12 protein-coding genes are annotated in these 14,828 nt (G+C 67.5%); 5 read left to right on the top strand and 7 right to left on the bottom strand.

Going from position 1 to position 14,828, the window contains the following annotated elements:
- The first annotated feature begins 265 nt into the window (after positions 1–265).
- Positions 266–1,216 carry a LysR family transcriptional regulator gene (locus LV475_RS07245; protein ID WP_136866022.1) on the top strand — a complete coding sequence of 317 codons (951 nt, stop codon included), beginning with the start codon at positions 266–268 and terminating at the stop codon, positions 1,214–1,216.
- Positions 1,217–1,337: 121 nt separating this feature from the next.
- Entirely contained in the window at positions 1,338–2,789 is a 1,452-nt protein-coding gene (locus tag LV475_RS07240; protein WP_250106062.1) for an HDOD domain-containing protein, read from the top strand.
- On the opposite strand, the gene LV475_RS07235 is transcribed toward LV475_RS07240, so the two are convergent.
- The 5 genes from LV475_RS07235 to LV475_RS07215 all read right to left on the bottom strand — a co-directional run bounded on the left by LV475_RS07235 (position 2,767) and on the right by LV475_RS07215 (position 11,279).
- On the bottom strand, positions 2,767–4,632 hold the full coding sequence (locus tag LV475_RS07235; protein WP_250106061.1) for a bifunctional diguanylate cyclase/phosphodiesterase: 1,866 nt from the start codon (positions 4,630–4,632) through the stop codon (positions 2,767–2,769). The two genes, LV475_RS07240 and LV475_RS07235, sit on opposite strands and share 23 nt — an antisense overlap.
- A 169-nt stretch (positions 4,633–4,801) precedes the next feature.
- Positions 4,802–7,885, bottom strand: a complete 3,084-nt coding sequence (locus tag LV475_RS07230; protein WP_250106060.1) for an efflux RND transporter permease subunit — start codon at positions 7,883–7,885, stop codon at positions 4,802–4,804.
- A gap of 12 nt (positions 7,886–7,897) precedes the next feature.
- Positions 7,898–9,526 carry an efflux RND transporter periplasmic adaptor subunit gene (locus LV475_RS07225; RefSeq protein ID WP_250106059.1) on the bottom strand — a complete coding sequence of 543 codons (1,629 nt, stop codon included), beginning with the start codon at positions 9,524–9,526 and terminating at the stop codon, positions 7,898–7,900.
- Positions 9,523–10,812, bottom strand: coding sequence for a TolC family protein (locus LV475_RS07220; RefSeq protein ID WP_250106058.1), 1,290 nt, complete (start codon positions 10,810–10,812; stop codon positions 9,523–9,525). The genes LV475_RS07225 and LV475_RS07220 overlap by 4 nt, the downstream gene beginning before the upstream one ends.
- 95 nt (positions 10,813–10,907) lie before the next feature.
- The gene (locus LV475_RS07215) at positions 10,908–11,279 is read right to left on the bottom strand and encodes a hypothetical protein (protein ID WP_250106057.1); all 372 of its coding nucleotides are present in this window, start codon (positions 11,277–11,279) and stop codon (positions 10,908–10,910) included.
- 264 nt (positions 11,280–11,543) lie between these two features.
- Between LV475_RS07215 and LV475_RS07210 the strand changes: the two genes are divergently transcribed.
- The 3 genes from LV475_RS07210 to LV475_RS07200 all read left to right on the top strand — a co-directional run bounded on the left by LV475_RS07210 (position 11,544) and on the right by LV475_RS07200 (position 13,015).
- Complete coding sequence (locus tag LV475_RS07210) at positions 11,544–11,897, top strand: DUF3147 family protein (protein WP_250106056.1); 354 nt, start codon at positions 11,544–11,546, stop codon at positions 11,895–11,897.
- 82 nt (positions 11,898–11,979) lie between these two features.
- Entirely contained in the window at positions 11,980–12,318 is a 339-nt protein-coding gene (locus tag LV475_RS07205) for a zinc ribbon domain-containing protein YjdM (protein WP_250106055.1), read from the top strand.
- A 70-nt stretch (positions 12,319–12,388) separates the two neighbouring features.
- Positions 12,389–13,015 carry a phosphoribosyltransferase gene (locus tag LV475_RS07200; protein WP_250106054.1) on the top strand — a complete coding sequence of 209 codons (627 nt, stop codon included), beginning with the start codon at positions 12,389–12,391 and terminating at the stop codon, positions 13,013–13,015.
- 26 nt (positions 13,016–13,041) lie between these two features.
- Here LV475_RS07200 and LV475_RS07195 read toward each other — a convergent pair whose 3' ends face one another.
- Complete coding sequence (locus tag LV475_RS07195) at positions 13,042–13,611, bottom strand: hypothetical protein (RefSeq protein ID WP_250106053.1); 570 nt, start codon at positions 13,609–13,611, stop codon at positions 13,042–13,044.
- On the bottom strand, positions 13,611–14,816 hold the full coding sequence (locus tag LV475_RS07190; protein WP_250106052.1) for an APC family permease: 1,206 nt from the start codon (positions 14,814–14,816) through the stop codon (positions 13,611–13,613). Before LV475_RS07190 ends, LV475_RS07195 begins: the two co-directional genes overlap by 1 nt.
- Positions 14,817–14,828: the final 12 nt, after the last annotated feature.

Below are 14,828 nucleotides of genomic sequence, written 5' to 3'. Positions count from 1 at the left end.
CGAAATGTGCCGCTAGGCCCGCCATGACGGCCTTTGCTCTATTAATAGACGCTGGGCAATGGTTCTGCCGGTGTGACTCTATGGATAGATTTCGGTCAATGAGGTCGATGAATAATTCCAATGGAAACGATGGTGTGAGGTGCCTTCGTGCGGCGCCTCCATCGACCCGGCCGGGCGCGAGATACGGGCCCTGGATCGATCTTCGGCCCGCTGTTGCATAGAATCGGTTCTATGCAACGAAACGAACAGGTGAAGGAGAGGCATGATGGCTGACGACACCCGGCAATCGGAGGCGCGGTATCTCCTTCGGCACGCCACCCTGCGGCAGATCGAGATCGTCGAGGCGGTCGCCCGGCTGGGTAGCTTCACGCGGGCGGCCGAGGAGCTGTTTCTGACCCAGCCGACGGTCTCGGCCCAGGTCAAGAGCCTGTCCGAGACCGTCGGCATGCCCCTGTTCGAGCAGATCGGTCGCAAGATCTTTCTCACCGATGCCGGCAACCTGGTCGCCCGCGGCTGTCGTGACGTGATCGACGCGCTGTCGAATCTCGAGATGTCGCTCAATGACCTGAAGGGGCTGAAGAAGGGGCGACTGCGCCTGTCGGTGATCACCACGGCCAAGTACTTCGCGCCGCTGGCGATGGGGGATTTCGCCAAGCAGTTCCCCGATATCGACATGGAGCTCAAGGTCTCCAACCGCGACACGCTCCTCAAGCGCATCGAAGACAATCTCTCGGACCTCTACATCATCGGCCACGTGCCCGACAGTGGGCTGGACCTGGAGCTGATTCCCTTCGCGCCCAACCCGCTGGTGGTGATCGCCCACCGCGACCACCCGCTGGCCCGCGAGCGCAACATCCCGATCGAGCGCATTGCCGAGGAGCCGTTCATCATGCGCGAGCCGGGCTCAGGCATCCGGCACAAGGTCGAAGAGCACTTCGCCCAGCACGGGCTCAAGCTCCGCCAACGGCTGGTGTTGGAGGGCAACGAGTCGATCAAGCACGCCGTGGTCGGGCAACTGGGCGTCTCGGTGGTCTCCGAGCACGCGCTGAACCTGGAGAGCGAGGCCGGGCCGCTGGTCAAGCTCGACGTCGAGGGTTTCCCGCTGGAGCGCTACTGGAACATCGTTTACCCGCGCGGCAAGGCCCTGTCGGTCATCGCCCGCGAGTTCCTGGCCTTTCTCAAGGAACACGGCGGCGATTACCTCAAGATTGGCTGAGCGGCGCCGAAAAAGGACAAGACGAAACGTGGCCGGCCGCCACCAGTCGGCCCGGTCGTCGTGGTAAAGTCTCGCCGCCTTATCCCAACCACTCGGCAAGCACCGGGATTCTGCCCCAGACGTGAAACAGAGCTTCCGCCCCACCTTGATCAAACGGATTGCGCAGAATCCGGACTTTCCGGCGTTCGCGCGCACGGTGCAGGAAGCCTATCGCCTCACCGATGACGAACTGGCCTCGGCCAACGATCTCTCCGCATTGATCCTGCGCGACCCCGCGCTGACCCACCGCATCCTGCGCCTGGCCAATGCCGCGCATTACCGCCACCTGGGCGGACAGATCAACACGGTCACCCGCGCGGTGACGGTGCTGGGCTTCGAGGAAGTGCGACTCGCCGCGCTGGCGCTGTCGCTGTTCGAGCAGATCGACAGCAAGGCGCATAGCCGACTGCTGCAAAGCCGCTTCATGCAGGCGATCTACCAGGCCTTCCTCGCCCAGGGGCTGGCCCGCGAGCTGGGCGGTCTGTCCACCGAGGAGATGTTCCTCTGCGCGCTGTTCCAGGATTTCGGCGCGTTGCTGGTCTACCGTCACGCCCCCGAGCACTTGGCCGAGATCGAGCGGGCCCGCCGCGAGGACGGGCTCGACGAAGACACGGCGATCCAGAAGGTGGTCGGCGTGCTGCCGGTCGCCCTGGCGCGTGACGTCTGTCGCCAGTGGGGCCTGCCGGAATCGGCGCGGCGGTTCCTGACCACGGCGCGGGCCTCGGGCAAGATCACCCGACTGACCCCGGAGGCACGCGCGCTGCGACTGGCGCAACTGGCACGGGCGTCGGCCGAGGTGATCGCGCGTGGCGAATCGGTCGAGGCGATCCGGCGCGACACCCTGGACCTTGCCCACCGCTGCGAGGTGGAGACGTCCGTCTTCGAAGAGGCGAGCGCCGCGGCCCGGGACCACATGCTCGAGTACGAGGAGCTCCTGTCTTCGGCGGAACGCCCGGCCTTCCTGCAGCGCATGGAGGCCGACCACGACACCCCGATGCCGGTGGAGGAGAGCATTACGAGTGCCCCGCAACCCGAGGAGCGCTCGGAGCGCCTGATTGCCTGCATCGAGCAGACCACCCAGGCGTTGACCGAGGAAGAACCGCTCGGTCAGATCTTCGCGCGCATGCTCGAGGCCATGCACGCGGGACTGGGCCTGGACCTGGCCGTGCTCTACATGCTCGAACGGAAGGCCTGGAAGCTGGTGCCCCGCTTGGGCCAGGGCGCCTCGTTCGCCGAGTTCAAGCCGCGCATGACCGTGCCGCTTTCGGAGACCAGCCGATTGGCGCAGGTGTTCCAGTCGGGCGAGGATCGCAGCATCCACCGCCCGCGGATGCCCAGCGACGACATCTTTGACTGGCAGTTCCGGGCGAACGGCGACGTGGCGATGGTCTACCCGTTGCACGTCAACCGGGCCCCGTTCGGGCTGTTCTATCTCGAAGGCCCGGCCGCGGCCTTCACCGAAGGCAACCTCAACAGCCTGCGCACCCTGCGCAACCAGGCCGCCCTGGCCCTCAAGTCGCGTTCACGACGCTGATTTCCGACTCGCTGTCGTCAGCTTGGGGGCGGGCGGTGGCGACACCCGCCTCCAGGGTTCGCCAGGTGTTTCCGCCGGCCGCCTTGGCCGCCTTCTTTGCCTGCGTCATCAACGACGACAGATGCTGTTGATGCGTGATGCTCTCCGCCGGCACGCGCACGGCCCCGATGGACAGCGTCATCAACGGAAACAGTCGTCGATTGCCCTGCCGGTCCCGCCCCTCGATGCCCCCGGCCGCTCGGTCGGCCGCCCGGTAGAAGCGGCCGATGCTCGAGGCAAATTCCGCCACCAGCTTGGCCGCGATCGCCTCGCCGCGCGAGGACAGGTGGGTGACGAGGACAAAATCGTCCCCGCCGATGTGGCCGACGAAGTCCCCGCCACTGACGCGCTGCAGAAGATGGCTGACATGCCGGATGATCTTGTCGCCATCTTCGTAGCTGTAATGGTCGTTGTATGGCTTGAAGTGATCGAGATCGACATAGAGCGCCGTGAAGTCGCGTCGCTCATCGATCAGTCGTTGGAGTTCGGCGCGGATCGGGATATTGCCGGGCAACCCCGACAACGGATTGGCGTAGTGCGCGCTCTGCACCTTGATGTCGGTGATCAGGCGCAATAGCTTCGTGAACGAACCCACCCCCGCGTAACGGCCATTGTCGACCACGATGACCGCTTCCTTGCGGTGACCGTACTCGGAGTCGGTCACCAGTCGGGAGACGGTCTCGAGAGGCGTACGCACGTCCACGACGACGGGATGGCGATCCATCAGCCGTTTGATCGGCTTGCGCTGGTACAGGTCGTAGCCGAAGCGATAGAGCAGGCGGTTCATGAACTCGCGGCGCCATACCATCCCGAGCACCTGGCCGGTGGCGTCCACCACGGGGTAGAAATCGATCTCCGGCACGCGCAGGAACAGGTCGGCCACGTCGGCGACCGGGCGGGTCGGAAGCAGGGCCTCGTGGGGTGCGGCCAGGCTGCGGGCGGTCTGGCCGGTCGGTCCGCCCTGTCGAGCGAAGCTGTCCTCCCGCGTGGACGCCCGCTCGATGAGGGGCGGTTCGATCGCTGGGTGGGCGTAGAGGTAGCCCTGGGCCATCTCCACGTTGAGGGTGTTGAGCACCTCCAGGTCGGCCGGGTGCTCCAGTCCTTCACCGACGACCTGGCTGCCCAGCGAGTGGGCCAGGCGCACGATGGTCTCGAGAAAACGGCGTTTCTCGTCGGAGGCGTGAATGCCGTCGACGAAGTACCGGTCAACCTTGATCAGGTCCGGACGGGTCTCGGCCCACACGCGCAAGCCGTTGTAACCGGCGCCCACGTCGTCCAGTGCGACCTGGAAACCCTCGCGCTGAAAGTGGGTGACCGCACGGGCAAGGGAGTCGGTATCCGTGGTCGGGTGCAGTTCGCTGATTTCCATCACGATGCGACGACTCTCGAGTCCGAGCCGTTCCACGCACTTGCCGGTCAGGCTTTTGAGGTGGGCACCTGACTGGACCGACTCGATCATCACATTGAGAAACAGCCGGCTGTCCGGGCCGGGGACCGACTTGGCGAAACGGCGGATGGCCAGCCGATGCGACAAGACGTCCAGCTCGACTAGACACCCGTGTCGCTCGGCTGCATGAAAGAGGTCCAGTGGCCGATGCAACGGGCCTTCCGGGCCACGTAGCAAGGCTTCCCAGCCCACGACCCGGCCACTGTCGCAGGCCACCACCGGCTGGAACAGCGTCGTCAGGTCCTGCTCGCGGAAGAGGCGGCGCAGCTCGTTGGCCTCGTGCGTCAAGGCATCGATCTTTCGGCAGGCCGACTCGGCGATGTCGTGACAGTGCTGGCAGGGGGGCTCGTTTTGCATGGGCGTCGGCTGTCCGGAATCTCGTCAGGCCGGCTTCTGACCCGGCTCGATTGGGGCCGGAAGTGTGCCGTGGTTCCATGAAGGGACCATGACGGTGCCGGGGGTGGCAACGCACCGGATCACCCCCGGCGGCACAAGGGACGCCGTCAATCCGAGGCAGGCCGCTGGATCAGCCCGCGTTGGCGCGGCTAGCCACGAGCCGGTAGAGCGCGGGCAGTACCACCATGTTGAGCAGGGTCGAGGTGGCCAGCCCGCCGAGGATCACCACGGCCATCGGCGCCTGGATCTCGGTGCCCGGCTCCCCCAGCCCCATTGCGAGCGGGATCAGGGCGAGGCCCGCGGTCAGGGCGGTCATCAGGATCGGGGCGAGTCGTTCCATCGAACCGGTCACCACGGCCTCGTCCACGTCCATGCCGTCCCGCGCCAGGGCCTGGAAGCGGCTGATCAGCAGGATGCCGTTGCGGATCGCGATGCCGAACAGGGTGATAAAGCCCACCAGGGCCGCCACCGTGATCACGCCGCCCATCGCCCAGACCGCGGTCACGCCCCCGACCAGGGCCAGTGGGATGTTGACCATCACCAGCAGGGCCAGTCGCAGCGAGCGGAACGCCATCTGCAGCAACAGCAGGATGCCGGCGAGCACCGCGAGCGAGACCCAGCCGATGGTGCGCGTTGCCTCGGCCTCGGCCTCGAACTGGCCGCCGTACTCGATCCGGTAGCCCTCGGGAAGGCTCATGCGCTCGGCGACGCGCGCCTGGATGGCCTCGACGGCCCCGCGCAGGTCCCGACCGGCGACGTTGGCGCTGACCACGAGCCGCCGTTCGGTGTCCTCGCGCAGGATGGTGCCCGGCCCCTGTTCGAACGACGGCGTGGCCAGGGCGCGCAACGGCACCCGATCGCCGATGGGCGTCTGGATCAGGGTGTCGCCCACGGCGAAGCGGTCGTCCCGCGCCTCGTCGGGGAAGCGCACCACCAGATCGAAGCGGCGATTGCCCTCGAAGACCTCGGAGACCACCCGTCCCCGGTAGGCGGTTTCCACCAGGTCGGCCACCTCGGCCACCGTCATCCCGTACCGGGCGATGGCGTCCCGATCGGCGCGCAGGCGCAATTCCGGCACGGCCTGCAGGGGTTCCATGGCCACGTCGACCAGGCCGTCGACCTCCTTCATGGTGGTTTCCAGCTGATTACCCAGGTCTCGGAGCCCGCCCAGCGACGGACCGAAGATCTTCACGGCGATAGCCGCCCGCGTCCCCGAGAGCATGTGATCGATGCGATGCGAGAGCGGCTGACCGATATTGATGTTCACCCCGCTCACCGAGCCAAGCGCCTCGCGGAGATCGGCCAGGAAGGCCGCCTTGCCCTGCGGCAGCTCGCCCAGCACCACCTCCAGCTCGGAGGCATTCGGGCCCTGGGTGTGGGCGTCCAGGGCCGCGCGGCCGGTCTTGCGCGCGACGCTCTCGACCTCATCAAAGCCCAGCAGGATCTCCTCGACCTGCCTGCCGATGCCCGCGGAGGTTTCCAGCGAGGTGCCCGGCGGTGCGGTCAGCTTGATCGTGAGACTGCCCTCGTTGAATTCCGGCAGGAACGAGCGACCGAATTGCCCGATCACCAGCAGGGTGACGATCACCGCGACCACCGAGAGGCCCAGCACCAGCGGGGCGAAGCGCAGGCTGGCGTTCAGGACCGGACGATACAGCCCCTTGGCAAAGCGGATGAGCGGCGGGTCGCGTTCCTCGCCCATCGCGCGATCGCTGGTCAGAAGCCCCAGGCTGAGCACCGGGGTCAGGGTCAGCGCGACCAGCAGGGAGGCGGCGATGGCGATCAGGTAGGCCAGGCCCAGGGGTTCGAGCAGCCGGCCCTCGACGCCGTCAAGAAAGAACAGCGGGGCGAACACCAGCATGATGATCGCGGTGGAGAACACCACCGACTGGCGCACCTCCGCGCAGGCGCGATACACCACGCGCGCGGCCGGGGCGGGCTGGTCGGCGTGACGATTCTCGCGCAGCCGGCGATAGATGTTCTCGACGAAGATGATCGCATCGTCCACCAGCGCGCCGATGGCGATGGTCATGCCGCCGAGGGTCATGGTGTTGATGCCGATGCCCATCCACGTGAGCCCGATCAGCGCGACCACCAGCGACAGCGGGATCGCCAGCACCGAGATCAGGGTGGTACGGAAGCTGAACAGGAAGGCGAACAGCACCACCACGACGAAGATCGCCCCGTCACGCAGGGCCACGGCGACGTTGTCGACCGCCCGGTTGATGAAGTCGGCCTGGCGGAACAGCCCCGGCACGACCTCGATGCCGGCCGGCAGCCCCGGGCGCACCTCGTCCAGTGCCGCCTGGATGCGCTGGTCGAGCTCGAGCGTGTCGGCACCGGGCTGCTTGGAGACGGCCAGGATCACGCCGGGGTCGCCGTTGATGCCGGCATCGCCGATCGGGATGCCGGGACCCTCGACCACCTCGGCGACGTGGCGGATGCGCACGGGCGCGTCGTCGCGCACCGTGATCACCGCCTCGGCGATATCGTTCGGATCGGTCGTGCGGCCGAGGTAGCGCAGCACGTAGTCCTGGCCTCCCTCGCTGATCCAGCCGCCCCCGGCGTTGCGGTTCGCCCGGGAGGCCGCGTCACGGACCTGGTCGAGCCCGATTTGCATCTCCTGGAGACGATCGGGCGAGACCAGTACCTGGTACTCGCGGATGTCGCCGCCCAGCGCGGTGACGTTGGCCACCCCGGGAATGGAGAGCAGTCGCGGGGCCAGCGTCCAGTCGGCGACCTCGCGGGCGAGCATCAGGCTCGACTCGCCGGTGGGCTTGACGCCGAGGAACTCGATCTCGCCCATGATCGAGGTGATCGGGCCGAGCTGCGACACGCCGGCGGCTCGCGGCAGGTCGTCTCTCGCCTGGTCGAGGCGCTCGGTGACGATCTGGCGCGATTCGAGGATGTCCGTGCCCCATTCGAATTCCACCCAGACGATGGAAAAACCCGGCACGGACTGCGAACGCAAGCGGCGCACGTCCTGCGCCCCGTTCATCGCCATCTCGATGGGGTAGCTGACCTGTTGCTCCACCTCCTCGGTGGCCAGGCCTGGCGCCTCGGTCATCACCGTCACCGTGGGGGCGGTCAGATCGGGGAACACGTCCACGGGTGCGTCGCGTGCCGTCACCACGCCCAGCACCAGCAGCAGGGCGGAGGCGGCCACCACCAGCAGGCGGTTCTGCAGCGACCAGTCAATCAGTCGGTCCAGCATGGGATTGCCTCCTTAGTGGGCGTGGCCGTGGCCGATTTCCTGTTCCCCGCGCGAGGCGAGCAGGACGGTGTAGGCGCCTTGCGTGACCACGCGCTCGCCGGCTTGCAGACCGGCGGTGATCGCCACGCGGTCGCCGCTGCGGATGCCGGTCTCGACCTGGCGGCGCTCGAAGCGCTCGCCGCCGTGCTGGACGATCACCACCGCGATGCCGTCGTCGTCGAGAATCGCGGCCCTTGGCACCACGATGGCCATCTGCCCAGAGCCGGTCGAGAAGGCGGCCGACCAGGCCGTACCCGGGATCAGGCGGCCATCGGGGTTGGGCACGTCGAAGACCAGCGGGACTGTGCCGTTTTCCTCGGTGCGGGTGCCGACGTAGGCGAGTTCCGCGCCGGGAAGTCTCTGCCACTGGCCACCGGCCTGGCGTGCCAGCAGGTTGCCGGGTCGCTCGATGCGCGCCATGTCGCCGGGGTAGGCCATGGCCCTGAGCCAGACGCGGCTGTCGTCGAGCAGGGAGAACACGGGCTCGTTGGCGGCGACCACCTCGCCGGCGGCGCGCGGGCTGGCGGTGATCACCCCGCCGATCGGGGCGCGGAGGGCGACGGCGGACGTCGACTGATCACGCTCGCCCTCGAGTTGGCCGAGGCGGGTAGACGCCCGTTCCAGTGCCTGCTGCGCGATGCGGTACTCGGACTGCGCCTTTTCGAGCCGTTTTTCCGAAACGACCCCGTCATCGAAGAGGCGTTGCACGCGATCGCGCTCGGCGCGGGCCAGCGAGACGCGCTCGCGGGCTTCGGTCAGGTCGAGATCGAGCAGGCTGACGTCCTCGGCGCCACTGAGCGGCAGGACGCGCGCCAGCACGTCCCCGGCCTCGACGCGGTCACCGGGGCGTTTCCACTCGCCGCTTTCGGGCGGCACCAGCCGACCGCCGGCCGGTGCGGCGGCCTCGGCGCTCTGGCCCGGTCGCGGCTCGATGCGTGCGGGCACCGACAGGCGCTCGCTGATGAAGTCTTGGAAGGCCTGCTGGACAGCGAAGTCCATGCGCCACTGCTGTTCCTTGAGGAACGCGATATCGCCGGCCTCGTCGCCATGATGGTCTTCGTGACCCTCGTCACCATGGTCGTGACCATGATCGTCGTCAGTGGCACGCGCTTCGCCCGGGGCCGTGACGGTGACATGCCCGACGCCGATTTTCAGCGCATCGTCGCCCGTGCCGAGGATCAGGTCGAGCTGGTAGTGGCCCGGTTTCTCGACGCGGATCTCGGGCAGGAAGATGCCGTCGCGGGCGATCGTTTCGGCCACGTGTTCTTCGACGTGACCGTCATCGCGTTCGAAGCGGTAACGCAGCGGGCCGGACATGACCGGAGAGAAATCATCGAGATGCGTGAGATGCGTGATGTACTTGCCCGGCATGCCCGCGGTCGGCGCGGGGAACTCCATGAACAGCTCCAGCTCACGGGACCAGGTGGTGACCGCGCGCATCGGCGGCTCGTCGTGGGTGGCGTCGGCGGCGCTTGCGTCGATGTGTTCACCGTTTTCATCGTGTGCGTGGCCGTGGTCATCCAGACAGCCGGACAGCGGCAGGCTCAATGCAGCCGCCAGCGCGAGCCACAGGCGCCGGCGGGGAAGGGTAGTCGGGTTCATCGGTCTTGCTCCGGGTGCTCGGTCGTGAGCATCTGGCCGGCGGCCAGACGCAGATCGGATTCGTGCTCGCGCGCCTCAAGCAGCAGGTCGATATACCGCCGCGAGCCGCGGATGTTGGCCTGGGCGGCATCGATCAGTTCGGTCAGGCTCAGCTCGCCCTGCTCGAATCCCCGGCGGGTCTGCTCGAGGACCTGATCGGCCGGCACCAGTACGGCCGTGCGGTGTTCGTCGATATGCTCGAGTGCGCCGGTGAGGCGTGCATGGGTGCGTTCCAGGCGAATGCCGAGGTCACGCTCGGTCACCTGGCGCTCGGCATCCTCTCGGATGGCCCGGCTTTGTGTGGCATCGACGCGGCCACGTCCCTGCGACCATAGGGGCAACTCGACCGAGAGGCCGATGTGGTTGGTGGTTTCGTCTCGGCCGTTGATGTAGGCACGTTCGCGAGCCACGCGGACGGCCAAGTCCGGCAGTCGTTCGGCCCGGGCCTGTTTCACCTCGGCTTGTGCGGCGGCCACTTCCTCGGCGGCCGACTGAAGCAGGGGATGACGATCGAGCTGCTGGCGGAGGATGGCCAGTGTCGGCGGGGTGGGCGGCCGTCGTAGGTCGGGAACGGATACGGAAGCCTGCGTATCGATGCCAAGCAACCCACGGTAATTGGCCAGCGCGGCCTTGCGCTCCTGCTGTGCCTCGTCGAGTTCGGCCCGGGCCTCGGCATTGAGCAGGTTCAATCGCAGGTGTTCGCGTTCGGACAGGTCTCCGGCCCGTGCTCGCCGGTCACCGATGGTCGCGAACCGTTGGGTCCATTCCTGCTGTTCCCGCGCTTGCTCGACGCGCGCCTCGGCCCACTGCAGACGATGAAAGGCCAGCGCGGCACGATGCTCCATGGTCAGTGCGCGCTGGCGCTGCTCGGCTTCTGCCGCCGCGATGCGCTTGTCGGCGGCGTCAGCGCGATGACCGATGCGTCCGTCGATCGGCAGGGCCTGGCGGATCGCGTACTCCTTCACCGACCAGCCGCCCGAGCCGTCCTGGAGGCCGAGCTCGTCACTAAAGGCCAACTCCAGTTCGGGGTTGGGCCAGCGACCGGCCTCGTCGGCCAGGCCGGCACGGCGATTGCGCTCGGCGCGGGCGGCGTCGAGCTCGGGTGCGATGCTCAGAACGCGTTCGACACTGCGCTCGAGCGTCCAGTCGGCGGCCGGCAGCGTCATCGGGAGCAGCAAGAACAGGCTGCCCACGAGCAAGGGGCGATGGGTAGGGCGGACCCACCTCGGGTGAGGCGTCAACGGCATGACGAACTCCTCTGGATCAATGCCCGCAACGGGGGCGGATAACCACGCGCCGATTCACTCGACGGTTGGCGTGGTGCGATCAGGGTGCGGAGTTGTCAGGCGAGGGGAGGGGCGCGTTCCGGTGGGCGCAGCCTGAGAAGCGATGAGCCAGGCGCGGAGGTGGCCAGTGGTGGGCGGATGGCTTGAGTGCGCGGCAGGACGATCAGCAATGCCACCAGGACCAACAGGCCAAGGCCACTGCCGAAGAACTTCAGCAGGGCAAACGACTCGATTTCCACCGCGTCGGCGTGGGCGGCCTGATGGGCGGCGGCTTGGTCCATATGCGCCGGCGTGGCGTGATTGGCATGGTCGCCAGAGGCGTGGATATGCCAGGTGCCGAACACGAGCCCTTGCAGCATGACGGCCACGCACAGCAGCCCGACGAGAAGCCGGGCTTGGGCAATGCGTTGTCGCAGTCGATGGATCAAGGGCAGTCCAGAAGCTGTCGAGTTCGGCCAATCTGGCCAGTCGGAACCACGGAGACTGTAAGGCATGACCCGGCTGGCCACAATAATGCCAGAGGCCCCTGGTTTCGGTTGGGTGCTGTCCGGTCTGGCTGCGCCGATCTGCATGCCTCCACTGGGTCGAGTGGAGTGGGGACGTCTAAAGCGGGATGGTGACCGACATGGCATTATCGGCCCACGCCTACCCGTCATTGGGGCGGGTGGGGTGCAGAAACCACAGGAGGTCTCGTGGCCTGGTTGATTTTCAAGTACCTGACGACAGCCGGGGTAGTGGTGCTGGTGTCCGAGGTGGCCAAGCGCAGCGATAAGCTCGGGGCGTTGATCGCCGCGTTGCCGCTGGTCACGATCCTCGCGCTGATCTGGCTTCATATAGAGACCGGTTCGCCGGAGAAGGTGAGCAACCACGCCTGGTACACCTTCTGGTACGTGGTGCCGACGCTGCCGATGTTCCTGACCTTTCCCTTCCTGCTGGGCCGGATCGGGTTCTGGCCCACCATGCTGGCAAGCGCCGCAATCACGGTCATGTCGTTCTGGTTGTTTACCTTCGTGGCTCGCTATGTCGGCGTGGACTTGATGCCGTGACTTCCGGTCGTGCATCCGGGGCGGCGCGCCCAAGCGGGGGAGGCAGGGTATCCTGTCGGTCTTTTGCGCGTTGGAGTCAGACATGAGTGACATGCCCCCTTGCCCCGAGTGCGGCTCGACCTTCACCTACCACGACGGCACGCTGTTCGTCTGCCCGGAGTGTGGCCACGAATGGTCGGGCGCGGCAGAATCGGACTCCGCGGAGGAGCCGGCGGCGCGCGATGCGCACGGCAACCCGCTGGCTGATGGCGACACGGTGACCGTGATCAAGGACCTCAAGCTCAAGGGCGGCTCCGGGGTGGTCAAGGTGGGCACCAAGGTCAAGAACATCCGTATCGTCGAGGGTGACCACGACATCGACTGCAAGATCGAGGGGTTCGGCCCGATGAAATTGAAGTCCGAGTTCGTCAAGAAGGCCTGATCGGTTCGACGGCTGGTCATCGACTGGCGACTGGCCCGCAGGAAGCAGAGTTGCCCTAGGGAGGAAAACGATGACTCGACGTGAATCGCTGCCCGTGCGCGCCATCTCGCTCGACGAGGTGGTCGCGGGCGCCGATCGCCTGGCCCGGATGCTGCGCGAGAGCGGCTATCAGCCGGATACCGTGATCGCCGTGGCCCGCGGCGGCTTCATGCCGGCGCGCTTTGTCTGCGACTTCCTGGGCGTCTCGCGGTTGATGAGCGTCAAGGTGCAGCACTACGCCGCCGGTGCGCACGCCGGGGCCGAGGCGCTCGTGACCGTGCCGCTGGGTGGTCCCATTGAGGGCGAGCGGGTCCTGGTGGTCGACGACGTCAACGACAGCGGCGAAACCTTGCGGGCGTTGCACGACTACCTTGCCGATCTCGATCCGGCAACGGTGCGCACGGCGGTGCTGCACGAGAAGGCGGTGACGGCCTGCCGGGCGGACTTCGTGGCCGAGTCGATTCGGGAATGGCACTGGATCCTCTACCCCTGGGCGGTGGTCGAGGACGTCGGCCAGTTCCTGCGTGACATGGACCCGGCACCGACCACGCGGGCCGAGGCCCTGGCCCGGCTGCGCGACGAGCACGAGCTGGTGCTCGGTGACGTCGAACTCGAGCGGGTGATCCACTTTCATGGCCTGGCACTGGCCGGCTCGTAACGTCATGGCCGGTCGCGTCCGGCGGCTCAGTACCTCACCTCGATCACCTTGTATTCCCGACCGGGTGGCCCGACCAACGCCACGAGCTGGTCGCGGGTCAGCGGGAACCGGTGGCAGACACGGCCATCCGCCGTGCACAGCGACGGTGATTGACGTTGTCCGGCGCAGTGCGAGCACAGGCTGACCGATTCGAGCCCGATATCGCCAAAACCGATGAAGTAGCCATCGCCCTCGAAGCTCGGGTAGGCGCGGGCACGCGCCTTCCAGGTCTCCGGCCATTGCGGTGGTGGCTCAAAGCGCGGCAGGTAGCGTGCTACCTCGGCGGGCGTCAGCGCCTCGAGTGTCACGGGGCGTTCGGCCCCTGGCAGGGGCAGGGCGAGCGCGGGCAGCTCGTCGGCGGGCAGCTCGCGGGTGTCGATGCGCAGCAGGTAGAAGCGCTCGGCGTCGGTTGCCTCGATTTCGCCGCCGAAGGCCGTGATGGGGCCGGCCTCGAAGCGCGTCGTGTTCGCGCAGGCGGTGAGCAGAGTGGCGCATAGCATCACCGTGAGCAGCCGGCCCATCCGTCGCCCCGTCACGGTGACTCCCTGGCAGGTCATCAACCGATCGCCAGCAGGACGGCCTGCGCGAGCAGCGCCGCGGTGCTCAGGATCACGCCCAGCCACGGGATCCAGCGTGGCACGTCGGGCACGTCCTCGGGTTGGCCACGGCGCTTGAGCACGATCAGCGAGGCGTTCACGGTCACGAAAACGGCCAGCATGATCGCGCTGGTGAGGTTCGCGAGCGTGGCCAGCGGCAGGAACAGCGCCAGCACGAGGGTGGTGGCGGTCACGGCCAGGGTCGCGATCACCGGGGTGTGGGTGCGTGGGTGCACGCGCCCGAGGATCATCGGAGCGCCGGCGCGGTCGCGGCCCATGTCCATCAACAGGCGCGTGGCCATGATGATCTGGCCCAGCGCGCCGTTGACGATGATGAACAGGCTGATCAGGCCCAGCGGCACGCCCGGATGCCCCATGGCCTCGACCACCGCCACCAGCGGGGCGTGGGCGCCGGCCAGGTCCGCCGGGGCGAGCACGCTGGTCGCCGCGATGGCCACCAGCGCGTAGACGGTGAGCGAGATAATCACGGCGGCGACGATCGCGCGCGGCATGGTGCGCTTGACGTCACGGACCTCCTCGGCGAGGTTCGACATGTCCTCGAAGCCGATGAACGAGTAGAAGGCGAGGAAGGCGCCCAGGAACAACCCGGTGACCATGCCGAACTCGAGCCCGCCCAGCGATTCGGCCAGCCGCAGCGGCGCATCCCCCATCGCCGGGGCGGCCACCCAGACCACGTAGGCCAGCCCGCCCATGCCGAGCAGGGTGGTCGCGGCCATGAACCAGGCGCTCTCGCGCATGCCCGCGATGGCGATCCCGCCCAGTGCCAGGGTGACGAGGATCAGTGTCCCGGCGCGCGGCAGGTCGATGAACAACGACGCGTAGCGCTCGAAGCCCGTCAGGATGGTCGCCCCCGAGACGACGCCCGTGGCCACCAGCCCCCAGCCGATCGCGATGCACAGCCCGCGGCGACCAAATGCCTGGCGGGCGTAGTCGATCGGCCCGCCGGCCTCCGGGATGCGCGCGGTGAGTTCGCTGAATGACAACGCGGTGAGCGAGGCGACCAGCGCGGCGAGGACGAAGGCGAACGGCGTGAGCAGGCCGGCCGCGCCGGCGACTTCGCCGATTACCACGTAGATCCCGGCCCCGAGGATGGTGCCCAGCCCGTAGAGCGTCAGCAGTATCGGGCCGAGCTCGCGCTGGAGCACGGGTGGTCGGGG

Origin of the sequence: Guyparkeria hydrothermalis (assembly GCF_023555375.1) — a bacterium.
Taxonomy (GTDB): domain Bacteria; phylum Pseudomonadota; class Gammaproteobacteria; order Halothiobacillales; family Halothiobacillaceae; genus Guyparkeria; species Guyparkeria hydrothermalis.
The sequence above is the reverse complement of the archived record's forward strand: the minus strand, read 5'-3'. Positions and strand labels throughout refer to the sequence as shown.

Coding starts and splice junctions, on each gene's coding strand:
- LV475_RS07245 (WP_136866022.1), top strand. CDS start 266: ATGGCTGACGACACCCGGCAATCGGAGGCGCGGTATCTCCTTCGGCAC.
- LV475_RS07235 (WP_250106061.1), bottom strand. CDS start 4,632: ATGCAAAACGAGCCCCCCTGCCAGCACTGTCACGACATCGCCGAGTCG.
- LV475_RS07230 (WP_250106060.1), bottom strand. CDS start 7,885: ATGCTGGACCGACTGATTGACTGGTCGCTGCAGAACCGCCTGCTGGTG.
- LV475_RS07225 (WP_250106059.1), bottom strand. CDS start 9,526: ATGAACCCGACTACCCTTCCCCGCCGGCGCCTGTGGCTCGCGCTGGCG.
- LV475_RS07220 (WP_250106058.1), bottom strand. CDS start 10,812: ATGCCGTTGACGCCTCACCCGAGGTGGGTCCGCCCTACCCATCGCCCC.
- LV475_RS07205 (WP_250106055.1), top strand. CDS start 11,980: ATGAGTGACATGCCCCCTTGCCCCGAGTGCGGCTCGACCTTCACCTAC.
- LV475_RS07200 (WP_250106054.1), top strand. CDS start 12,389: ATGACTCGACGTGAATCGCTGCCCGTGCGCGCCATCTCGCTCGACGAG.
- LV475_RS07195 (WP_250106053.1), bottom strand. CDS start 13,611: ATGACCTGCCAGGGAGTCACCGTGACGGGGCGACGGATGGGCCGGCTG.